This is a genomic window from Aeromonas sp. JL9 (assembly GCF_024436075.1).
Lineage (GTDB): Bacteria > Pseudomonadota > Gammaproteobacteria > Enterobacterales > Aeromonadaceae > Aeromonas > Aeromonas veronii.
The window spans coordinates 83,975-106,897 of the sequence record NZ_JANFNV010000008.1; the positions used below are offsets into that span (position 1 = coordinate 83,975).

Genomic DNA, 22,923 nt, shown 5'->3' on the forward strand with positions numbered 1-22,923 from the left:
TTGTCACCATCAAGCCGAGCAGTAGCTTGATGGCGTTTGTCTGCTTTCGACTGTTTACACAATCGCAAGCTGACGAAAGAGTTGGTTGCGGGGGCCGGATTTGAACCGACGACCTTCGGGTTATGAGCCCGACGAGCTACCGAGCTGCTCCACCCCGCGTCCGAATTTTTTCTCGAAGTGGCCGAGCAGTAGCCAGTTCGATTTCTCCTTTCCTACCAACCGGTTACACCGGCTTGACTGGTCAGGATCTCAGATGGTTGCGGGGGCCAGATTTGAACTGACGACCTTCGGGTTATGAGCCCGACGAGCTACCGGGCTGCTCCACCCCGCGTCTGAGGTCGCCAATAATAGGCGCCAGCGCACAGATTGCAAGTAAATATCTCAAAAAAAGTTTATTCGTAGATTAATCGGACAAATAGTGCGGTCATTAGCAGCATCATGCTGTTTTTTCAGGCAATCGAGTCCTTGCCAGGCATCCGGCACTACACTCAATAAGGTGAACACTCCTCATTTTGGGTAGGTAGAATATGCGCATCTCCGCCGGTCACTGCCGTCAGTTGGGGGCCACACCCGACAGTCACGGCGTCAACTTCGCGATCTGGGCACGCCTCGCCAGCCGGGTCGAACTGCTGCTCTTCGCAAGCGCAGACGATGCGACCCCCGAGGTGATCCCCCTCTCCCCGCGCCTTAACCGCACCGCCTACTACTGGCATATCCATGTGGAGGGGATCTCGGTCGGGCAGCGTTACGCCTATCGCATTCAGGGCCCGTGGCGCCCATATGGCGGCACCCGCTTCGATGCCGAGAAGGTGTTGCTCGACCCTTACGGCCGCAGCATCGAGCTTGGCGCCCATTACGATCGATGGGCGGCGGCCCGTCCAGGCAGCAATCTGGCTTGTTGCGCCAAGAACAAGGTGGTCGATACTCGCCACTACGACTGGGAAGGAGACAAACTGCCCGCTCACTCCCTCTCCCGCTCGGTGATCTACGAGCTGCATCTGGGGGGCTTTACCAAGTCCCCGAGCTCCGGGGTCGATCCGGCGCTGCGTGGCACCTATCTCGGGCTGATTGAGAAGATCCCCTATCTGCAATCTCTCGGTGTCACCGCCGTCGAGCTGCTGCCGGTGTTCCAGTTCGATCCTCAGGATGCACCCAAAGGACTCTCCAACTACTGGGGTTACAGCCCCATGTCCTTTTTCGCCCCCCACGCCCAATACGCCTGCGGCGATGATCCGCTGACCGAATTTCGCGACATGGTCAAGGCGCTGCACAAGGCCAATATCGAGGTGATCCTGGACGTGGTTTACAACCACACCGCCGAAGGGGGTGATGATGGCCCCACCTTCTCGTTTCGCGGCATCGACAACGAGGCCTACTACATCCTCGACAACAACCAGAAGGACACCAACTATTCTGGCTGCGGCAACACCTTCAACGGCGCCCATCCGGTGGTGCTGCGAATGATCATGGACAGCCTCCACTTCTGGCGTCAGGAGATGCACGTCGATGGCTTTCGGTTTGATCTGGCCGCCATTCTGTCGCGGGATGAATCGGGTCAGCCGCAGGCCAATGCCCCCACTCTACGCACCATAGATACCGACCCCAACATCGCCGACATCAAGCTGATTGCCGAAGCTTGGGACGCGGGGGGGCTCTATCAGGTGGGGTCACTGGCCGGCGCCCGCTGGCGTGAGTGGAACGGCCAATTCCGGGATGATGTTCGCCGCTTTCTGCGCGGGGATGACAACAGCGTCACCGCCTTTGTCGAGCGACTCTGCGGCAGTCCCGACATCTACCACTATCACCACGCCGATCCCGAGAAAAGCATCAACTTCGTTACCTGCCACGACGGTTTTACCCTGTGGGACTGGGCCAGTTACAACAGCAAACACAACGAGGCCAACGGGGAGGAGAACCGTGACGGCTGCGATCACAACTTCAGCTGGAACCACGGCCACGAAGGGGTGACGGAAGATCCCCAGATCAACGCCCTGCGGATGCGTCAGGCCAAAAACATGATGGTGGCGACCCTGCTCTCGGTGGGCTCCCCCATGCTGCTGATGGGAGACGAGCTGCTGCGCACCCAGCGGGGCAACAACAACGGCTACTGCCAGGACAATGCCACCTGCTGGATGAACTGGCTGCCCAATGCCCGCAGTCAGGAGATGTTCCGCTTTATGAAGGAGCTGATCCAGTACCGCAAACACCTGTTTCAGCGCCCGGAACAGGAGAGCATGCCGCTGTCACTCACCGAGATCCTGCGCCACAGCGAGATCTGCTGGCACGGGGTCAACGCCGGGCAACCGGATTTCAGCCCCCACTCCCACGCCATCGCCATGTCGGCGCTGTCGAGCGAAACCAAGCTGGCGCTCTATGTGCTGTTCAACGCCTACTGGGAGCCCCTCACCTTCAACCTGCCGAGCCCCCCCAAGGGCGTCGGCGGCTACTGGCGGCGGATCCTCGATACCGCCCTCCCCTCGCCGCAAGATATCTGCACCTTCGGCATGCCGCTGGAGGGATTGACCCGCGAATATCTGGCCCAGCCGCGCAGCAGTTGCCTCTTTATCTGCGGGGCCGACGATTTCTATTGATCGATTGCTGTGAATTGATAGCAGCGATACTTGCAAGCCAGATATGCAAAAGCCCCGAGTGTTGGCTCGGGGCTTTCTCTTTTCAGCGCCAGTGTCAGATCAGCTGGTGCAACACGCTGGTAGCGGCAATCTGGGCGATCAGCAGGCCACACAGGGAGGTGGAGACCACCACTGGCGCGGTATCACGCTGCAAGTAGAGCGGGCTGAACCAGAGCAGCAGAGAGGCCACCAGCAGCGCTGCCTGGGTCACCACCGCCGGGATCAGGGCATCGAGATTGGCCTCACTCCCTTGCCAGCCCACCAGCACTGCCAGCCAGACAAGGCTGGCCATCGCCCCAACCAGACCAGCCAACGGCAGCAGGGTGTTGAATGCCTTGAGACGATGACGGGCCCGCAGCAGCATCAGATGGGCAAAAGCCGCCCCCAGCATCGCCATCTGCAGCAGACCGCTCACCCAGCCCTGCAGTTGCAGCAGCCCGATGCCATAGAGAGCGAGCGGCAACGCAGGTAGCCAGAGCAGTGTCGAGGGGACTGAGCGCTTGCCCTCCAGCCGTGACTGGGCCAGCGACAAGCCAACCCCGAGCACCAGTGCGGCTCCACCACTCCAGATGAGCCAGCTGGCCGCCTTGGCCTCGACCGCCAGCATCAGGGAGAGCGCGGTAATGACCCAGATGGAGAAGAGCTGCTGACTGATGCGCGAGCGCTGGCCTGGGCAGATATCACCGCGCCACAGCACGATGCCGAGGGCGATCAGGGCGCCAAGCGCCATCAATCCGGTGAGAGGAAAGAGCCAAAAAGGGAGTTGGACGAACACGACGCCTCCAGCAGTAAAGATTCGAGGTGCGCCACCGGGGCGCCAGAGAGGGGCGAGTATACCCAAACCGGCGGCTATCCCCAATCGCGACAAACAATCGCGGGCAAACAATCCGGGGCAATTTGCCGCCAGCAGAGCCCACCTTGAGGGGCGCCCTGCTGGCAGCCATATCCATAGTGACGGGATACGGCGCTGGCGTTAGCCCTGACCGCGGGCCAGCGCCACCACCCGGGCAAACATCTGGCGGATCACCGGCGGAATATGCTCGGCGCCGAGCCGCTCCGCCTCTTCCACCACCGCCAGCGCCATTCCCGGCTTGCTGCGGTGATGGATCGCCTTGTTGATGATATGACTGGCGCTCCACATGGCGCGCCCGCCCACCCCCGCCTCGCGGCGAAACACAGCTTCAAAACCGTTGTGATAGAGGTAGTGCTCGATGTCGGCGGCAGGGAGCTGGGTCAGTCGGTCCCGCTCCCGCTCGCCCTTGAGCTGGCCACGGGCCGAGGTGGCATACTTGAGCCCCGCCTCGTCGCCATCGGTCAGCAGGTGCCACTCGATGCCAAAATCCCGCGCCACCTTGATCAGCGGCGACTGGCCGCACTGGGCAAACTCGATGATCCGCACCCCTTCGGCCCGCAGACTATAACCGCAGATCTGCGCCAACTCGGAGAGCAGCCAGATCTCGGTCTCCCCCTCCACCAGCAGCCAGCAACGGGCAAACAGCGACATGGGGCGGTTGATCCGCACGTGAAAGGCGATCTTGCGCAGATCGTCGCTGCTGTAACGCTCGCCCCCCAGCTGGTGACAGAGGATATCCTGCTGACGGCGCACCAGCCGCCGCACCTGATTGAGCGGCAGGGAGGAGAGCAAGTCCCCCGAGTTGGTGGTGAGCAGCTTCTGGCCCGGCAGTTGTTCCAGCAGCCCCCACGCCAGCGCCAGCATGGTCGGATGCAGCCGGCTCTCAGGATCCTCCAGGATCATGATGGGGCGGGCCCCCTCCTCCAGCTCGCGGTTGCCCCGCGCTTGCAGCAGGGTAGCCGCCATCCCCGCCATCGCCAGCTGCAGCGCGCGGTTATCGGCGCGGCGCAGCAGGGTATGCAGGTTGCCAGGATTGCGCAATGTCATGGGGCGATTGATGATGTCGCGCTGACTGCGCGGCTTGTTCTTGATGGGGGCCAGGGCGTTGAAGTAGTGATCCATCAGCTGGCGCACCGCCTGCAACGCCTCTTTGAGCTCCGGCTCGCCGATCCGCTGGGGTTCGTCGATCAGCTTGTCCGCCAGCTCGCTCAGGCGATGCTCGGAGAGATCTCCCCACTGCAATGTCTCCACCCCGTTGCGAGCGGTACGGGCGTCCCGCAGCCGGAACACCGGGTTCATGGTGATGAGCATGCAGACCAGCTCGTGGGTATTGGCGATGGGCAAGCTCTTGCCTACCCCGTCGAGAAAGTCGTGAATGGTGAGCACAGAGCCATCCGCCTGCAGCTCGGCGCTGGCGCGATAGTGAATGCGGTGGAATTTGTCCTTGTGCAGCACCCAGGAGGGGCAAAGACGGGCCAGCCGACGGGAGTGCTGACACATCTGGGGTCTGTGCTCACTGAAGGTGAGCACCAGTTGCAGGTGGCGCGCCGGGGCCAATTCGGGATCTTCCGGTTGGTGAAAATCCTCGGCGGTGAACTGATAGGGCTCGGCATCCTGCCCCAGCAGACACCAGAGGGCGCGCAGCAGGCTCGATTTACCCCAGGTATTCTCGCCGATCAGCACTGTGGTCTGATCCAGCCCGAGCGACAGGCGATTTATACCGCGAAAACCTTTGACTTCAATACGTTCCAGAAACATCCAGCCATGTCCACATCATTGTGATGGGGCAATAGTGGCAAAGTTACCGGAAAAATCCTATCGCAGGCGGGGCTTTTTCAACGTGAACTGTGAGGCACTGCAGGTTCGGGAGGGGTAACGACAGCGGTGCGATCTTGCGGGGCATTCCAGTGGCTGAACCAGAGATGACGGGTACGGATTTGACGTTTGCGATAATTCAATGGGCATTCCTTTCAATGGATAAGTTGTAGAGAGTACACCTCTTTTGCCCAAAGTCTCAGGGTTATCTGTGACGAGAAGATGACAATTGCGCCCGCCACTGCCCCGGCGTCAAACCAAACGCCTCGCGAAAACGATTACCGAAATGGGCCTGGGAAGAGAAGCCACACTGACTGGCGATGCTGGCCAGCGGCTCGGGGCCAGCCAACAGCTGCTTGGCCCGTTTGAGCCGCAGCCCAAGCAGATAACGATGGGGCGGGCAGCCGAGACTCTGGCCGAACATGCGGGCAAAGTGATACTCGCTCAGCCCCGCCTGCTGGGCCAGCTCTGCCAGCGTGACCGAATCGGCCAGATGGGCCTGCAGATACTCCTGCACCCGCTTGATCACCACGGGCGCCAGCCCGCCGCGTAGAGGCGGCAGACCGGGAGCCTCCTCGGTGTGGTGGCGGTAGGCGTGGAGGATCAACATCCAGGCGCCGTGGGAGAGTGCCAACCGATCGACCCTGTGCTGCCACTGAAGCTGCATCAGTTGGCGCTGCACCAGCGAAGCCGCCTGCGGATCGTCGATAAAGGTCTTGTCCACCAGTTGCAGGTGGCGCCCCTCCTTGTCACACACCTCCTCGGCGATACGGGTGAGGTGAGCCGGGGTGAAGTAGAGATGAAAGAAGCGAAACTCTTCGCGCACCAGCCACTCGGATCTGTGGTGATCCGGCATGATGCACACCTTGCCGGTGCCACCGTGGCCACCCGGCCCATCGAGTCGCTCGGTCTGCTCGCCTCCTTGCAGATAGACGCTCAGGGTGTGGTGGCCCGGCTTGTGATAGCGGGTCTGGTCATAGCAGTTGCGCCAACTGGCGACGCCAAGCCCGGGTTCGAGCCAACAGGCGTCCTCCAGCCGGGCGCCGGTGCTGACCAGTGCATCAAATACCCCTGCTGTTTTCATTCGCCCCTGCCGCCTGTTCCGGTGTACGTGTTATGCCGCTGCCATCCATCTTACCGACCGCGCCCGCAGATGACAGCGCGTGACGATGAAAAACCGCAAGATGGTGCAATCCAGCCATCAGGGTTCGCCCCATAGTGGATCATCTCTCCCTGACTCACCGGAACTGTGATGAACCTGATGCTCTATCTTGCCACCGTGCTTATCTGGGGCAGCACCTGGATTGCCATCGCCTGGCAACTTGGCCCCATTCCCATCGAGGTGTCGGTGCTCTACCGCTTCCTGCTGGCGGCGGTGGCACTGTTTGCCCTGCTCACCGCCAGTGGCCGCTTTCCGCGCCTCCCCTGGCATGGCCAGCGCTATGCGGCGCTGCTCGGTGCCCTGCTCTTTTCCACCAACTTTCTCTGCTTCTACCACGCCACACGCTATATCCCGAGCGGCATGTCGGCGGTGATCTTCGCCAGTGCCAGCATCTTCAACGGCCTCAACCTCTGGCTGTTCGAGCGCAAGCGCCCCACCCTGCGCTGGTTGCAAGGCTCCTTGCTGGGACTCTTTGGCACCCTGTTACTGTTCTGGCCGGTGCTGGCGGATGCGCAACTGGGTGCAAACGGCTGGCAGGGGCTGCTGCTCGCCTGTTGCGGCACCCTCTGCTTTTCGCTGGGCAATCTGGTCTCGGCCCGGGGCCAGCGCCATGGCTACCACGTACTGCAACTGGTGCCCTGGGGCATGGTTTACGGCGTGGTGCTGCTGCTGGGCTGGATCACATTGCTCGGGCAGCAACTGGTTGTGCCGACCGATGGCCACTATCTGGCGGCCATGGTCTACCTCGCCCTGTTTGGCTCGGTGATCGCTTTTACCGCCTACCTGACGCTGGTGGGGCGCATCGGTGCCAGCAAGGCCTCCTACGCCACCGTGCTCTTTCCGTTAGTGGCGCTTACCCTCTCCACCTTCTATGAAGGCTTTGTCTGGCAGCCGGTCTCGGTGGCCGGAGTGGTGATCAGCCTCATCGGCAATCTGGTGATCTTCGCACCGCCCTTAAGCGAATGGCGCATTCGACCGGCCAAGGCAGCAAACGACCCTTGCTCCTGAACCAGTCAGCCCCTAAGGTAGCGCTCAATCTGTGACGATCCTGATGGCGATAAACAAGGGGGCGAGATGTTACTGGAAGGGCTGGAAACGCTGAGCCTGCTGGCAAGTGAAGGAACCATGGCCAAGGTGGCCAGTCGCCTCTATATCAGCCAGTCGGCGGTGAGCAAGCGGATTGCCCAGCTGGAGCTGCGCCTTGGCAAGAAGCTGATCGAGCCGGAGGGGCGCCAGATCCGCCTCACCCCGCAGGCAAAGGAGCTGCTTGAGCGAGTGGCCCCGAGTCTGGCAGAGATGAACGGTGTGCTGGCCGATAGCCAGGATCTGGCGGATCACAGCCCCCTCCCCATCGCCTGCTCCGAGACCCTGCTGGCGGGCTACCTCGCCCACTTTATGCGCGACTATCTGGAGCGCGATCCCCACCTTGCCCTCTCTACCCACCACACGCCGGTCATTCTGGCGCGGGTGCGCAGCGGCGATGCCCTGCTCGGCATCTGCGCCGGTCGGCTCCCGCCCGGCCATGGCCTCGGCGCCGATCTGCTGCTTGAGGAGCCCTTCTATCTGGTGGGCGAGGCACAGCAGAGCCTGCCGCCAGCCAGCGCAGAAAGCAGGCGCAAGATCCTCACCATGGATCTGGAGAACCCCTCCAACCGCTACCTGCGCGAACCGCTGGCTGATTTGGGGCTGGAGCCCGCCATGGAGCTCGACTCCTATCTTGCGCTCATCGAACTCGCCAAGGCAGGTATTGGCCCTGTGCTGCTCCCCGCTGGCCTACTGGGACTGGTGGGAGAACAGGGGGAGATGGCCCGCCCACTGCCCGGGCTAGGCCGTCCCCTGCATCTGGTCTACCGACCAAACAGCCTAAAGCGAGAGCGGATAGCCAGGCTGGTGAGCGCCTTGCATCAACACTTTCGCCACCGCAGCGACACACCGCGCTAGCCATGTAAAACACCAGATATGACAACGGGGCCCGAGGGCCCCGTTAACAATTGCGATGCGGCACATCAGATCCAGGCAAACAGCTCCGGATACTGGCTCCACACCAGCTTGGCAGACATCAGCAAGGAGACGGTCACCAGCAGCGGCTTGATCAGCTTCACCCCTTTTTTCAGCACCATCTTGGAGCCGAAGCGGGCGCCGATAAACTGCCCCAGCGCCATGCAAAAACCGACACTCCACACCACCTTGCCACCGAGCGCAAAGAACAGCAGGGAGGCGATATTAGAGGTGAAGTTGAGCAGTTTGGTATGGGCGGTGGCGCGCGCCATGCCAAAGCCCGCCAGCGCCACGAAACCGATGGCAAAAAACGAACCTGTGCCCGGCCCGAAGAAGCCGTCATAAAAGCCGACCCCGCCCCCCACCAGCAGCGCAAACAGCATGGGAGTCAGACGGCGGGAGCTCTCGGCATCGCTTACCCGCGGCGAGGAGTAGAAGTAGCAGGCAAAAGCCATCAGCAGGAAAGGGAGCAGGCGCTCGAGAATGGCGGCGTCTATGGTCTGTACCGCCAGCGTGCCGATAGCCGCACCGATAAAGGTGCAGATCACCGCAGGCCAAATCATGGCCCACTCCAGCAGCCCCTTGCGGGCATAGAACCACGTGGCGGAGAAGGAGCCAAAACTGCTCTGCAGCTTGTTAGTACCGAGCACCAGCGCCGGGGGCATGCCGGTGGCCAGCAGGGCCGGCACCGTCAACAGGCCGCCGCCACCGGCGATGGCATCGATAAAGCCGGCGACAAGCGCTACACCGAACAGGGCAAACAGGGTAACCAGTTCCAATTCCATCCATAGACCTCACGAGAGTGGGTTGCCCGAAGGGGCCGGGCAACCGGAGCTAACCAAAACGACGTTGTGCGGGGGGGCACAGGCTGTCCGCTATCCTAGCGAGCTACTGACCATGAATCTAACGAAACAGTGGCAGCCAATTGATTCCTGATTTTCATTGATTTGAGCTCAGAGGGCCCGTTAGCAAGCCGGTGAAGCGACGTTCGCTTCCTTGATGGCTGCCAGCGCCTCACAGAGATGCTCTTCATCGGCACCGGGGAAACGGCTGACCCGCCCGGCCATGTAGCGGCTGCTGAACAAGTTGAACCAGTGCTGCAGTGCCTGCCCCGCCTTGAGCTCCCCCGCTACTTCCAGCACACAGGCCGCCACTTCGGCGGTGCAGAGGTGCTCGTCGCAGTTGGCGACCCGCATGCCGTAGGTGGAGAGCGCATCGGGTTTGATGGCGAGCACCGGAAAACCGTCCAGATAGGGGCTCTTGTTGAACATCTTGCGCGCCTCCGGCCAGGTGCCATCGAGCAGGATAAAGAGCGGTTTTTTACCCGGTGCCAGCGCCACCTCACCGGTCAAACGGGCAGGCTCCTTCTCGCAAGCGGGAAAGACTACATAGGGCTGCCAGGCGGGATCGGCCAGCAGGGCCAGCAGCTCGGGATGGGGCTGGGTACGCGACCAGAGAAACGCCCAGGTGGTATCCGGCAACACATCGGCGATGAGGCGACCGGTGTTGGAGGGTTTCATCGGCTCGCTGTCATACATCAGCAGGCAGAAACCGGCCTCCGCTTTGAGCTCGGGGCGCCACTCGCAGGCACACCAGTCCTCGCGCAGCTGGCAGGCCGGACAGCGGGCCAGGGTGCCGCCACGGGCAAGAAACGGTCGGGTAGAGATACTCTTGCGCCAGGCCCGCAGGCGGTTGACGGCGTGATCAGGAACAGGCTTCATCTAGGTTCACAACTGGAGTCAAAACAGGAACGGCAGCGATGCCAACAAGTCACGGCGCCACAGGGCGCGATAACAGGGGGTCTGCCGGAAAAGCGCAAGATTGTACCGAGTTACGCGCTGGCGGAACAGCAATCCCTGCCCCTTTCGCCAGACGCAGTGCCAACTCCTCTTGCCTTACGACTCCTGACAGCTGCGCAGCAGCTCCAGCAACAGGCTGCCATCGCGCAGTGCCTTGTGCACCTGCACCGAAGTGGGCTTGGTGGGATCTTCGTAGAAGTGAGTGGATTCAATCTGCAGCCGCACCAGATATTCGGCGGGCAGCTGGCTGGCCAGCGACTGGTGCAACATGGGGAACAGCAGCCGATCGGCACGGGTGATTTCCCCCCCCAGCAGCAGCTTGCCCGGATTGAGCAGGCAGATGAGATTGGAGAGCACCTTGGAGAGGCGACCCGCCGCCTGATGGAGAATATCCTGACAGAGGCTGTTGCCCGCCAGCGCCAGCTCGCACAGCTCGCGGATGGTGACGCTCTCGGGCAAGTCGTGCTCCTGCATCCGCTCGCGCAGATCCCGGTATTGCGCCTCCAGCGCCTGATTGGTCACCAGGGTGCAGGCGCAGCCAAAGCCACCGCAGTAGCAGCGCTGGCCATAGGGCTCGAGCTGCAGATGGCTGAGATCCCCAAGCAGCGCATTCTCGCTCTCGATGAGCTGACCATTGACCACCATGCCGACCCCGATGTCGTTGTGGACAAACACCAGCACCGCATCGGCACAATTTTTGGCGGCCCCCCACTCCCGCTCGGCCTGGATCCAGGTGCGCACGTCACCGCTTACCAGCACAGGTACCGAGAACGCCTGTTGCAGAGTCGGGCCAAGGGGCCAGTTGCGCAAATCGTAGAAGGGGAAGTGCTTGACCATGCCGGAGTGGCGCTCTACCTGACCCGGCAGACAGAGGGCGATGCAGGCCAGACTGAGGGACTTTCTCGGCAAAAACACCTTGATGGCATGCACCAGACTGCCCAGCAGATCGGCGCGCTCCTCCTCGGTAAAGAGGTGGCGCTGGCGGGCCAGCGAGCGACCGGAGAAGTCAAACAGCGCCATATCCACGTAGCCACGGCCAAGACGCATGGAGAGAAACTGGAAGCGGCGCTCGTTGATGCGCAGCAAGGTCTGACGACGGCCGCGCCCCACCGAACTTTCACCACAGGTGACCACCAGACCCCCATCGAGCAGTTCCCGGGTGATCTTGGTGATACTGGCTGGCGAGAGACCGGTCAGGCGGGAGAGATCGGTGCGCGACAGCTCCTTGTGCTCTTCCAGGCTGGCATAGACCAGGCCGTAGTTGAGCTGCCGGATCAAATCGATACTACCTTTCACGATCTCATTCATAGGGTATGGGGCAAAGGCTGAAAAAAAGAGGCTGGCAATTTTCACACATTATTGGTCAATCCCCAAATAAAGTGCGGCCTGAACCGGGGGTCAGGCCGCATCTTGTGGTTGCCGTCACGGACCATTGCAAGATCAATAACGGAATTGCGATACCAGTTTGCGCAATTTGTCGCCGGTATTGGCCAGATCGCGGGTGGTACTGTTGGATTCCACCGCCGCGCTGGTCAGCTCGCTGACAATCTGCTGAATGGCCACCAGGTTCTTGTTGATCTCCTCGGAGACTGCGTGCTGCTCCTCGGCGGCGGTGGCGATCTGGATGTTCATGTCGTTGATGGTACTGACCGCCATCACCATGCTGTCGAGGGAACTGGCGATATGACTCGCCTCCTGCACCGTCTCCTGACTGCGATCCTCGCTCGCCTGCATCACCTCCACCGCCTGCTTCACCCCGCCCTGCAGACGTTGGAGCATCTCGTTGATCTCCTTGGTGCTCTGCTGGGTACGGCCGGCCAGCGAACGCACTTCGTCCGCCACCACCGCAAAGCCGCGTCCCTGCTCACCGGCGCGGGCCGCCTCGATGGCGGCGTTCAGCGCCAGCAGGTTGGTCTGTTCGGCAATGCCGCGAATGACCTCCACCACCGAGCCAATCTTGGCAGTCTCTTGCGCCAATTGTTCGATAACGCCGGAGGCAGTATGCACCTCCCCCACCAGCCGGTTGATACTGTTGATGGCCCCGCTCACCACCCCCCGGGCGGCGTCCGATTCACGGGCCGCATCGCTGGTTGCTGTCGCGGCATTGGAGGCACTGGCCGCCACCTCCTGCGCGGTGGAGCTCATCTCGGTCACTGCGGTAACCACTTGGTCGGTCTCGCGACTGTGGTCCTGCATCTGATGGTCATAGTGTTCGCTCAGATGGTGCAGCTTGTCGACCGCGCTAAAGAGGTGGTTGCTGGTCTCGCCCACCTGACTCACCACCGACTGGATCCGCTCGACAAAGCGGTTGAAGGCGCTTGCCAGCTGGCCAATCTCGTCCTGACTCTGCACCTTGAGGCGCTGGGTCAGATCCCCGTCACCGTTGGCAATATCGTTCAATGCCAGCACCGCATCCGCCAACGGCTTGGTGACCCGGTTGCCCACAATGATGGTCGCCGCCAGGGTGATACCCAGGATCAGCAGGATCACCAGCACACTGCTCTGCAACGAGGCATGCATGTTGCTCTCGCGCTCTGCCCGCAAGGCCGCCAGCTCGTTGTCGATATCATCGATATAAAAACCGGTGCCAATGGCCCACTGGTATTTGTCCAGCACCAGAGTAAAGGCCAGTTTGGGAGCATCGCGCCCGATAGAGGGCTTGGCCGTCCAGTATTCAGTAAAACCATCCCCCTGACGGGCCGACTTGAGGATCTCCTGGATCAGCAACTTGCCCTTGGCATCCTTGTCGTTCCAGCGGTTTTTCCCCTCCAGCTCGGTACGCACCGGCAGCAGTATGGTGTTGCCTTCGAAGTCATAGACAAAAAAGTAGCCGTCACTGCTGTAACGCAGCGGCCTGAGCAACTCTTTGACCTTTTGACGATTTTCCGGTGAATCCGGCAGGGAATACACGGCATCGACGGCGGTTTTGGCCATCATGATGTAACTGCTGAGCAGCGCTTTACGCTCCTTGATGGCATTTTCCCTCGCCACCACCAGATCAGACTCCAGATCGCTCTTGGAGACCATGTAGTTACTGAGATTGACCACCAGGGCCATCAACAGTACGGGGACTGCACCCAGTAACAGGATTTTCTGCTTTAGCGTCATCTTTCACATCCTTGCAGCTGTTTTTATTGGAATTCCTTGCTTACTCGTCAGTATAGGTGCTGGCAGGGCGAGCCCAGCTTTCGTTACAATTCCCTTAAACAAATCGGCCTGAACGTGAAAATCATGAATCTTTGTCCTTGCGGCTCAACCCTTTCTCTCGAATTGTGCTGTGGCTCACGTCACAGTGGCGCTGTAGCTGACACCCCGGAGCAGCTGATGCGCTCGCGCTACAGCGCTTTTGTGCTGGGTCTGGGGGAGTATCTGGTCCATAGCTGGCACCCGGCCCACCTTGGCGGTCTCACCGCCGAAGAGCTTTCACGCATCGACACCCGCTGGGATGGTCTCGAGATCATCGCCAGCCAGGGCGGCCCAGAGGATGAAACCGGGATGGTGGAGTTTAAAGCCTGGTTTCTGGAAGGGGATGAGCGTCACTGCCTCCATGAGCGTTCCCGCTTCGTGCGTTATCAGGGGCGCTGGGTCTATACCGAGGGAGAGCAGGATCCGGCCCCCCTCAAAACCGGTCGCAACGATCCCTGCCCCTGTGGCAGCGGCAAAAAACACAAGAAGTGCTGCGGCTGACCCCTAACACACCCACCAGACTCGTCAAACAGTGACAAGGGGCATCCGATGCCCCTTTTTTGTGCCTGCCATTCGCCACCAGCCCATTAACCGCTGCGATAACAAGCGTGACAAATGTCACATAATGCTCATTAACGCGCAAGCAAATGAGCGTTTGCGAACGCAAATTTGGCCCATATCAAACATTTCCACTCAGAAGTAGGCCACACTGGCCTCATCTGGAAGAGATGAGACGGGCAACAATGAAAAGAATAACTACACAAGTCGTCATCATAGGCGGCGGTGCCACAGGGGCCGGCATCATGCGCGATTGCGCACTGCGCGGCATCGACTGCATCCTGCTCGAGCGCGATGATATCGCCGCCGGCACCACCGGCCGCAACCACGGCCTGCTCCACTCCGGTGCCCGCTACGCGGTAACGGATCAGGAGTCCGCCCGCGAATGCATCCAGGAAAACCGCATCCTCAAGCGGATCGCCAGCCACTGTGTCGAGGACACGGGCGGCCTCTTCCTCACCCTGCCGGAAGATGACATCAATTTCCAAACCACCTTTATGGATGCCTGCGCTCTGGCCGGTATCGAAACCCGCCAGCTCGATCCCGGTGAAGCCCTGCGCATGGAGCCCAACGCCAACCCGGCGATGATCGGCGCCATCCATGTACCGGACGGTACGGTCGACCCGTTCCGCCTCGCCGCCGCCAACGTGCTGGACGCCAAAGAGCACGGCGCGCGCATCTTTACCCACTGCAAGGTGCTGGGGCTGCTGCGCACTCAGGATCGGGTGCACGGGGTCAAGGCGATCAATACCCGCACCGGCGAAGCGTTCGAGGTGGAGTGTCAGGAGGTGATCAACGCCGCCGGCATCTGGGGCCAGCAAATTTGCGAATACGCCGATCTCGGCATCCGCATGTTCCCGGCCAAGGGCTCCCTGCTCATCATGGATTACCGCATCAACCAGTTGGTGCTCAACCGCGCCCGCAAACCGGCGGATGCGGACATTCTGGTGCCGGGCGATACCATCTCCCTCATCGGCACCACCTCCAGTCGCATCGATTACAACAAGATTGACCAGCTCACCGTCGAACCGGAAGAGGTCGAAGTGCTGCTGCGCGAGGGGATCAAGCTCGCCCCCATCATGGCGCGCACCCGTCTGCTGCGCGCCTACGCCGGGGTACGCCCGCTGGTGGCGGTGGACGGTGACGACACCGGCCGCAACATCAGCCGCGGTATCGTGCTGCTGGATCACGCCGAGCGCGATGGCCTCAAGGGCTTCAACACCATCACCGGCGGCAAGCTGATGACCTACCGCCTGATGGCGGAGTGGGCCACCGATCTGCTGGCCAAGAAGCTTGGTAACAGCAAACCCTGCCAGACCGCCGAACTGAGCCTGCCCGGCTCGCGGGATCCGGAAAAGGTCTCAGCTCCCGGCTTATCGGTGCCGGTCGAAGGCTCTGCCCAGTACCGCCACGGCGAGCGGGTCATCGCCTTCTTCCGTGACAACCCCAAGGCCAACGCCCTCATCTGCGAGTGCGAAATGGTCACCGCAGGCGAAATCGAATACGCCCTGCGCGAGCTGGATGTGGACAACCTCATCGACCTGCGCCGCCGCACCCGTCTGGGGATGGGGCCCTGTCAGGGCGAGCTGTGCGCCTACCGCGCCGCCGGTCTGATGCAGGAGTACGGCAAGGCCGATGGCCGTCAGGCCTGCGTCATGCTGCGCCAGTTCCTTGAGGAGCGTTACAAGGGAACCCGCCCCGTTCTGTGGGGCGATGCCCTGCGCGAGGCCGAGTTCACCTACTGGATCTACGAAGGGCTGTTTGGCCTGGGGGAATGGACGGCGCCACAGCTGGTCGCCGATACCCCACGCGACCCAACCAGCGAGACCACTCACAAGGAGAGCCGTCATGAAGTTTGACAATATCGTTATCGGCGGTGGCATGGCGGGACTCTCGGCCGCCCTGCGGCTGGTAGAGGCGGGCCAGAAGACCCTGCTGATGGCCTCCGGCCAGAGCGCCCTGCACTTCTCCTCCGGCTCGGTCGATCTGCTCGAAAGCGAGGGAGATCCCCGCGCCGCCCTGCCCGCCTTTATGGCTGCCCATCCGGATCATCCCTACAGCAAGGTAGGGATGCAAAATATCGAAGCGAGCCTGGCCGATCTGCAGCGCCACTGCGCCGAGCAGGGATTGCCGCTGGTGCGCCACGACACCAATCACCAGCGTCTGACCCCCATCGGCACCCTCAAGCGTACCTGGCTCTCCCCCGATACCTGTGCCTGCGTGACCGATGCGCCGATCCCGGATGTACTGCTGCTGGCCACCCTCGAGGGCTTTCGCGACTTTCATCCAGCACTGGCGGCCGCCAATCTGGCGACCCATCCGCGTTTTGCCCACTGCCGCATTCTGACTGGCGAAATCCGCCTGCCCCTGCTGGCGGAATTCAGCCGCAATCCCCACGAGTTTCGCTCAGCCGACATCGCGCGCCTGTGTGACAAGCATCATCTGGTGGCCGATCTGGCCCGCGAGATCAGCCGCATGGTGCAGGAGAGCGGTGTTCCCGGCTGCCGCCATATCGTGCTGCCCGCCTGCCTTTCGCTGGGGCTGGTTGGCCCGCGTCTGGCGAAGCTGGAGCAGCGCACCGGCTGCACCATCAAGGAGGTGGCCACCATGCCGCCGTCTCTGATCGGAATGAGAATGCAGGAGGCGCTCAAGCGCCGCTTTATGGCCCTTGGTGGCACCTTCCTCACCAGCGAGCGGGTGCTGGGCGCCCGTTACGAATGTGACCGGGTAGTCGGCGTACATACCCAGAATGGCGATGATCAGCTGTTCGAGGCGGACAACTTCGTGCTTGCCTCCGGCAGCTTCTTCAGCCGTGGGCTGGAATCCCGTCTGCGCGGCATTCGCGAGCCCATCTTCGATGCCGATGTGCTGAGTCTGGAGGAGCGTGACGCCTGGGCCGGTCGCCGCCTGTTCGACCACCACCCTTTCATGGGCTTCGGGGTCAAGACCGACGACAAGCTGCGGGTGCTGCGTGGCGGCAAGCCGCTCGCCAACCTCTATGGTGCGGGCAGTGTCTTGGCCCATTACGACCCAATTCGTGAAGGTTCCGGCTCCGGTGTTGCCGTTGCCACCGGCTGGCAGGCTGCCGGCCATATTCTGGGCGCGGCCCAATGATTACTACGTCCCATATCCCGTGTCTTCATCATCGCCGGGAGGAGAACTGACATGCTACTGGATCACGCCAACCAAACTTTCGATCAGTGCATCAAATGCACCGTCTGTACCGCCTACTGCCCCGTGGCCAAGGCCAACCCCGCCTACCCCGGCCCGAAACAGGCGGGCCCGGATGGCGAGCGGCTGCGGATCAAGAGCCCCGAGCTGTTCGATAGCGCCCTCAAGCACTGCACCAACTGCAAGCGTTGCGAAGTAGCCTGCCCGAGCGGAGTGCGCATCGGTGACATCATCGCCAAGGCCAAGCATCAGTACAGCGGTTTCAAACCGGGGATCCGCGAGTTCGTCCTCTCCCACACCGATCTGATGGGCAGCATGTCTACCCTGATGGCCCCGGTGGTCAACTTCACCACCGGCCTCAAGCCAATGAAAATGGTGCTGGACAAGGCGCTGGGGGTCTCATCCCACCGCGATCTGCCCAAATACTCCCAGGGCACCTTCCGCGGCTGGTACAAGAAGCAAAAAGAATCTCAGGCCCGCTTTGCGCGGCAGATCGCCTACTTCCACGGCTGCTATGTCAACTACAACCACCCGCAGCTTGGCAAGGAGCTGGTACAGGTGCTCAACGCCATGAACATCGGCGTGCAGTTGCTGGAGCGGGAGAAGTGCTGCGGCGTGCCGCTGATTGCCAACGGCTTCATGGACAAGGCCAAGCAACAGGCGGCCTTCAACATCAAGCAGATGGAGAACTCCCTGCTGGGCAACGAGATGCCGCTGCTGGCCGCCTCCTCCACCTGCGGCTTCACCCTGCGGGACGAATACCCCCACCTGCTGGAGCAGGACAACCACAAGGTACGGGATCGCATCTCGCTGGTGACCCGCTTCCTGTGGAACGAGTTCTACAAGGGCAACAAACCGGCGATGAAGCCGCTCAATCTGCACATCGCCTACCACACCCCCTGCCACATGGAAAAAATGGGGGGCGTCATCTACACCCTCGAATTGCTGCGCGCCATTCCCGGGGTCAAGGTGACGGTACTGGAGTCCCAGTGCTGCGGCATCGCTGGCACCTACGGCTTCAAGTCGGAGAACTACCAGACCAGCCAGACCATCGGCGAGGGGCTGTTTGATCAAATCAACCGCCTCTCCCCCGATCTGGTGATCACCGACTGCGAGACCTGCAAATGGCAGATCGAGATGAGCACCAGCTTCCGCTGTGAACATCCGATCCACCTGCTGGCCCAGGCGTTGGCCTGAATCCCCGGCCCTTACGGCCGCATAAAAACAATCCACGCAGAGATAAACAAAGAGCCGGCAATTGCCGGCTCTTCTTTTTTAAGCTTCACGCACGCTATCAGGGGTGCTGGATGATCAGGCTATGTTGATCTTCCAGCATGCTCTGCAGGATATCGTGGGACGAGGTGCTGGTGAGATTCCAGCTGGTTAGATCCACATCCTTCAGGGTGATCTGCTGAGTTATCTGGCCATCACCCGCGGGGGAAACCGAGAGATTCACATCGCTCAGGCCATTGCTCCCCGTGGTCACCGAGGCTGAGAGATGCTTGAGCAGATCATCGACACCATTGCCAGTGACCCCTTGCAGCATATCAGCCAGATCGATCTTGTCCCCTTGCTCCGGATGGAAGTCGGTGATGGTATCGATGGCGGGCAGCCCCAGACTCCCCTCATCCCCGTGTTGCCAAACGAAGAGATCGCTGCCAGCCCCGCCGGTGAGGATGTCGTTGCCATGCCCCCCCAGCAGACGGTCATCACCAGCGGAGCCAAACAGCCAATCCCCCTGATCGGAACCGACCAGCTCATGACCACTCTGGCCGTGCACCGTGATGGTCTCAAGGGGCGTGCTGACGGTTGAGCCGCCGACACTCGACTCGGCACTGATCCCCAGCACATGGTCACCGTCGCCAAAACCGCTGAAGTAGAGCGGAACCGAGTGATCGGCCGGGATCAGCCAGTCGCCATTGCTATCGGCATGACCGATGCTCTGACCATGCTCATCCTGCACCTGCGCCCCATTCAGGCCGCTGATGCGGATGGAGAGCTCACCGGTGGCCGGATTGACCACGCTGGCGTTGATGCCAAGGGGGATAACGGCCCCCTGCAAGGCATGGAACGCATGCTGATCCACCGTCAGACCCGGCATATCCGGCTCGGGAGTGACCGTGATGGTCACCTGATCGGTGTCGCTCAGCGGGCCACCCGCACCAGTGTTGCCCTGATCGGAGGTAGTGACGGTAAGGGTATCCTCTCCCCAGAAATCTTTGACCGGTTCATAGTGCAGGTTGCTTGCCAGCAACTGGTTGAGATCAGCCAGCGACCCCACCAGAGTGATCTCGCTGGTACCCGCCCCCTGCACCATCACGGCACCAGTTGCACCCAGCAAGGTCAGCACACCATGCTCGACCCGCAGCACCATGGAGACAGGCGCACTGCCTGCATCCACATCCTTCACGCTGACACCGGAGAGCGACAGGGAGCCATCCTCCTTCACCGTCATGCTGCCAGGCAGCTGATTGACCGGGGCATCGTTGACCGGCTGCACCTCGATAGGCAGCACATCGGTATCGCTGAGTGCCCCGCCACTACCCGTGTTCCCCTGATCGTTGGTGACCATGGTCAGGGCGTCATTGCCGTAGAAATCACTGTTGCCCTGATAGGTGACCCCACCAGAGAGCAAGGCATTGAGATCGGCCAGCGTGCCGGTCAGCACCAGCGAACCGGTGCCGTTGCCGACCACCGTCACGCCGCTGCCAGCAGGCAACGTCAGGGTGCCATGCTCCACCGACAGGGTGATCTTGATGGGGCTGCTGCCCGCGTCCACATCTTTCACCTGCAAACCGTGGATGACGAAAGGCTGATCTTCCTGCGCGACCTGAGGAGCCGTTGGCAATACGTTGATTGGCGCATCGTTGACCGGACTCACCTCCACATGGATGGTGCCATTGACCTCGGGGCCGAGGGCGCCGTTGTCGAGGCTCTGGGCGGTGATCTTGAGATCCAGTGCACCGTTGGCATCATTGGTCACCAGCTCGACAGCCCCCAGCTTGCCGCCCTCGGTAGTGACCTGCCAGCGACCGCCACCCAGATCAACAACCGTCCCCGCCACGCCATTTGGCAAGCGGATCTCGGCACCATCAGGCACCCCTTCGATGGTGACCCGCACCTGCTCGTGCTTGTTCTCATGCACATTACCCGCACTGCCGCCGGTTGGCTGGGAATCCCGGGTCTCCAGCCCCAGCTCCAGCGTGATCACATCCCCCTCGGTACCGCTCGCCTGATCCTGAATATCGGCGATAAGGGCATCCCCTACCGGCGTCACGGTGACGGTAAAGCTGCCACTGGTTTCGAGGGGAATGGTGAGCCCCTTGTCCAGGGTAAAGGCGCTCAGTGACAGCTCCACGGTGCCGCTGAAATCAGCTGGCGGGATCAGGGTCAGCTTGGAGAAATCGGTCCCCACGGGTACCTGCCAGACGCCGCCACCATTGTTGACCGCCGGAGCCGACAGGGTGAAGCCATCCGGTACCCCCTTGATCTGCAGCGCGACGATCTGCTCCGAGCCATCGTTATCGATTAGGGTTGCGCCAAATCCGGCAAGGTTGACCGTGCCATCCTCGCTCCCCGTGACGCTATGCACCGAGAGCTGGGCCGGATCGTTGACCGGTCTCACCTCAAAGCCGACCTGGCCGCTCCAACTGCCGCTGTCGCTCACCTGTTGGCCACCGACCAGCGCGGTATCGACGATAGCGACCTTGATGTCGAGCGGTACCTGACCGCTGAAGTGCTCTTTGGGCACAAACACCAAATCCTTGAGTGCTGCCACATCGTTGACCACCAGGGTGTTGACCGGCTTGCCGCTGCCATCGAGGAAGTAGCCATATTTGACATCCACCGTGATGGTGACCCGCTCAACGGTTTCGAGGCCGCCACCCGCGATGGAGGGGCTGATATCGGCCAGTTTCACCGAGAGATCGAGGTGGATCTCGCTATCTTCCAGATTGTCCGGCTGTCCGTCATGGTTGGTGTCCTGCACGGTCAGCGTCAGTTCCGGATGCTCGCCACGGCCACCATTCACATCGACCACGGGGGCCACATCGACCCGTACCGTGCTGCTGTCAACCTTGATGTCGCCACTGGCGGTATCCGTGTTGACCACCTTCACCTCGATATTGAGCGAACCGGCAAAGTCCTGTGGCAAGCCAAGGGTCAACCCTTCCAGGCCCGCCAGTGACGGTGGTACCTTGATGACGTATTCACCGGTCGAGATGTTGTACTCGGCCCCGCTGATGGTCACGCCCGCCGGCAACCCCTTGAGGACAATGGTCACCTCGTCGCTCGCCTGATCGGCGGCGCCGATATGGATCACGCCTTTGAGCTGCTGACCAAAATCAACCCGGATATCCTCCTTGCCCACCAGCACGGCGTTGTCGTCGATATCGACAGTCGCCGCCGGCGTCTTGGGCGTCACTGGCTTGTTTTCAAATTCGGCACTGGTTTCCAGGCTCACTTTGACATGGGCACTGGCATCGCCATCATCGCCCCGGTCGATCACCATGGCATCGATGCGGATCGGTTGAACCTTGCCGACAAACCCGTCCGGCGCATGCAGCTTGAAGCTACCGAGATTGCCCGCCGGCACGATCCAGCTGCCGTTACCGTTGTTGATACCGCCAACCACCACGAACTGATCGCCTGCACCACCGTTCAACACCGGCAGGTTGATCACCAGATAGTCGATCTCCTCCACGCTCGAGGGATCGAGGTCGGTAAAGATGAAGCGTCCACTCAGGTCTATATCAGCCCCACTCTGCCCCACGAGAGCTCCACCGTTCTGGGCCAGCACGGCGCTGCTGTGGGGCGGTCCCCTGCTGCTGTTGGGGCTGGCGCTGTTGATCCTGTCTCGCCGCCTGACGCGCACAAAGGTGCAACCCATCCCTGCCGTTAAGGCTTTCGTTGAGGCCCCCCCTCAGCCCGCGGCCGATCCGCGCAGCGAATTGAATCTGTTGATCATGCGTGTAGAACAAGCGGGCCTCTCCCCAGACCAACCACTCTACAGGGAGCTGAGCGCCGCCCGCCTGGCCAACGCCATCCCGGCGGCTGAGCTGGCCCTGCGCGCGCAACTGGCCAACCGGCATGACAATCGCGGCCGCCATCATCGGCACGGGCGGGCCTTGTTGCTGCTTAGCCTCTTGGCCATCGCGGCCGTTGCCGCTGTGTATCTCAGCACCGGCCGTTATCAGGCGTGGCAGGATTATGCATCCCGTCCTGATCCGCTGGCGGGGTTGAGCCCGCGGGATCTGCAGGACAAGGAGCTGGGGAGTCTGCATCAGAAGCTTCAACGCAGCCCCGCCGATCTCGACAGCTGGGCGGCGCTCGGCCAGCTCTATCTCTATCGGGGTGAATATGACAACGCCCTGCTCGCCTACCAGCGTCTCGCTCTGTTGGAGGGGGGCGCTAGCGCGGCGACTCAAGCCGCGCAAGCCACTGTGCTCTACTATCAGGCGGGCCAGCAGCTGACTCCCGAGGCAACCCGCCTGCTGGAGAGTGCCCTCAAGCAAGATGCGGGGGAAGTGAGCGCCCTGATGCTGCTTGCCTCCGATCACTTCCTGCATGGCCGCTACAGTCAGGCCATTGCCCTGTGGCAGCAACTGCTCGATGGCGAGCGCCCTCGCATCAACCGGGCCGCGCTGATCGAGGCGATCCAGACGGCAAGCATCATGGGCGGGTAACCCCTTGATTGAAGGAGGGTAATCATGGTGATATGGCGCCGCGACCACGCAAGTGGTTCAGCACTCT

General features: G+C 61.5%; 14 protein-coding genes, 2 tRNA genes and 2 pseudogenes. 8 read left to right on the forward strand and 10 right to left on the reverse strand.

Annotation, left to right across the window (positions count from 1 at the left end):
• Positions 1-82: 82 nt before the first annotated feature.
• Positions 83-159 (reverse strand) — tRNA-Met (locus NOM06_RS08575).
• A 95-nt stretch (positions 160-254) separates the two neighbouring features.
• Positions 255-331: transfer RNA gene (locus tag NOM06_RS08580), tRNA-Met, on the reverse strand.
• Between the two features lie 196 nt (positions 332-527).
• On the opposite strand from NOM06_RS08580, the gene glgX reads away from it, so the two are divergent.
• Positions 528-2,591: a glycogen debranching protein GlgX gene (glgX, locus tag NOM06_RS08585; protein ID WP_255911095.1), complete on the forward strand. Its 2,064-nt coding sequence runs from the start codon at positions 528-530 to the stop codon at positions 2,589-2,591.
• A 94-nt stretch (positions 2,592-2,685) separates the two neighbouring features.
• Here the strand turns inward: glgX and NOM06_RS08590 are convergent, their stop codons facing one another.
• The 3 genes from NOM06_RS08590 to NOM06_RS08600 all read right to left on the reverse strand — a co-directional run bounded on the left by NOM06_RS08590 (position 2,686) and on the right by NOM06_RS08600 (position 6,382).
• Positions 2,686-3,405 carry a hypothetical protein gene (locus tag NOM06_RS08590; RefSeq protein ID WP_005361023.1) on the reverse strand — a complete coding sequence of 240 codons (720 nt, stop codon included), beginning with the start codon at positions 3,403-3,405 and terminating at the stop codon, positions 2,686-2,688.
• Positions 3,406-3,603: 198 nt separating this feature from the next.
• On the reverse strand, positions 3,604-5,241 hold the full coding sequence (locus tag NOM06_RS08595; RefSeq protein WP_005333463.1) for an ATP-dependent endonuclease: 1,638 nt from the start codon (positions 5,239-5,241) through the stop codon (positions 3,604-3,606).
• A gap of 262 nt (positions 5,242-5,503) precedes the next feature.
• Entirely contained in the window at positions 5,504-6,382 is an 879-nt protein-coding gene (locus NOM06_RS08600; protein ID WP_255911098.1) for a helix-turn-helix domain-containing protein, read from the reverse strand.
• Between the two features lie 168 nt (positions 6,383-6,550).
• Between NOM06_RS08600 and NOM06_RS08605 the strand changes: the two genes are divergently transcribed.
• Together NOM06_RS08605 and NOM06_RS08610 are read left to right on the forward strand one after the other, a co-directional pair.
• Positions 6,551-7,468 carry a DMT family transporter gene (locus tag NOM06_RS08605; protein WP_255911100.1) on the forward strand — a complete coding sequence of 306 codons (918 nt, stop codon included), beginning with the start codon at positions 6,551-6,553 and terminating at the stop codon, positions 7,466-7,468.
• 66 nt (positions 7,469-7,534) lie between these two features.
• Positions 7,535-8,401: a LysR family transcriptional regulator gene (locus tag NOM06_RS08610; protein WP_255911103.1), complete on the forward strand. Its 867-nt coding sequence runs from the start codon at positions 7,535-7,537 to the stop codon at positions 8,399-8,401.
• A gap of 65 nt (positions 8,402-8,466) precedes the next feature.
• Here the strand turns inward: NOM06_RS08610 and NOM06_RS08615 are convergent, their stop codons facing one another.
• The 4 genes from NOM06_RS08615 to NOM06_RS08630 all read right to left on the reverse strand — a co-directional run bounded on the left by NOM06_RS08615 (position 8,467) and on the right by NOM06_RS08630 (position 13,365).
• A complete protein-coding gene (locus NOM06_RS08615; protein ID WP_255911106.1) occupies positions 8,467-9,243 on the reverse strand; it encodes a TSUP family transporter in 777 nt (258 codons plus the stop codon).
• A 180-nt stretch (positions 9,244-9,423) separates the two neighbouring features.
• The gene (locus tag NOM06_RS08620; RefSeq protein WP_255911109.1) at positions 9,424-10,179 is read right to left on the reverse strand and encodes a tRNA-uridine aminocarboxypropyltransferase; all 756 of its coding nucleotides are present in this window, start codon (positions 10,177-10,179) and stop codon (positions 9,424-9,426) included.
• 174 nt (positions 10,180-10,353) lie between these two features.
• Positions 10,354-11,565 carry an ROK family transcriptional regulator gene (locus tag NOM06_RS08625; RefSeq protein WP_005333476.1) on the reverse strand — a complete coding sequence of 404 codons (1,212 nt, stop codon included), beginning with the start codon at positions 11,563-11,565 and terminating at the stop codon, positions 10,354-10,356.
• Between the two features lie 132 nt (positions 11,566-11,697).
• The gene (locus NOM06_RS08630) at positions 11,698-13,365 is read right to left on the reverse strand and encodes a methyl-accepting chemotaxis protein (protein WP_255911112.1); all 1,668 of its coding nucleotides are present in this window, start codon (positions 13,363-13,365) and stop codon (positions 11,698-11,700) included.
• A gap of 123 nt (positions 13,366-13,488) precedes the next feature.
• On the opposite strand from NOM06_RS08630, the gene NOM06_RS08635 reads away from it, so the two are divergent.
• The 4 genes from NOM06_RS08635 (at position 13,489) to glpC (ending at position 18,369) form a co-directional block, all read left to right on the forward strand.
• Positions 13,489-13,944 carry a YchJ family protein gene (locus tag NOM06_RS08635; RefSeq protein WP_074045197.1) on the forward strand — a complete coding sequence of 152 codons (456 nt, stop codon included), beginning with the start codon at positions 13,489-13,491 and terminating at the stop codon, positions 13,942-13,944.
• Positions 13,945-14,186: 242 nt separating this feature from the next.
• The gene (gene glpA / locus NOM06_RS08640; protein WP_069555955.1) at positions 14,187-15,860 is read left to right on the forward strand and encodes an anaerobic glycerol-3-phosphate dehydrogenase subunit A; all 1,674 of its coding nucleotides are present in this window, start codon (positions 14,187-14,189) and stop codon (positions 15,858-15,860) included.
• Positions 15,850-17,115 (forward strand): glycerol-3-phosphate dehydrogenase subunit GlpB, encoded by a 1,266-nt coding sequence (gene glpB, locus NOM06_RS08645; RefSeq protein ID WP_255911115.1) that lies wholly within the window; start codon positions 15,850-15,852, stop codon positions 17,113-17,115. Before glpA ends, glpB begins: the two co-directional genes overlap by 11 nt.
• 51 nt (positions 17,116-17,166) lie before the next feature.
• Positions 17,167-18,369, forward strand: coding sequence for an anaerobic glycerol-3-phosphate dehydrogenase subunit GlpC (gene glpC, locus NOM06_RS08650; protein WP_255911117.1), 1,203 nt, complete (start codon positions 17,167-17,169; stop codon positions 18,367-18,369).
• Between the two features lie 97 nt (positions 18,370-18,466).
• On the opposite strand, the pseudogene NOM06_RS08655 reads toward glpC, so the two are convergent.
• Positions 18,467-21,967 (reverse strand): annotated as a pseudogene (locus tag NOM06_RS08655) (type I secretion C-terminal target domain-containing protein); the annotation flags it as partial.
• On the opposite strand from NOM06_RS08655, the pseudogene NOM06_RS08660 reads away from it, so the two are divergent.
• Positions 21,951-22,856, forward strand: a pseudogene (locus tag NOM06_RS08660) (heme lyase NrfEFG subunit NrfF); the annotation flags it as partial. The pseudogenes NOM06_RS08655 and NOM06_RS08660 sit on opposite strands and share 17 nt — an antisense overlap.
• Positions 22,857-22,923: the final 67 nt, after the last annotated feature.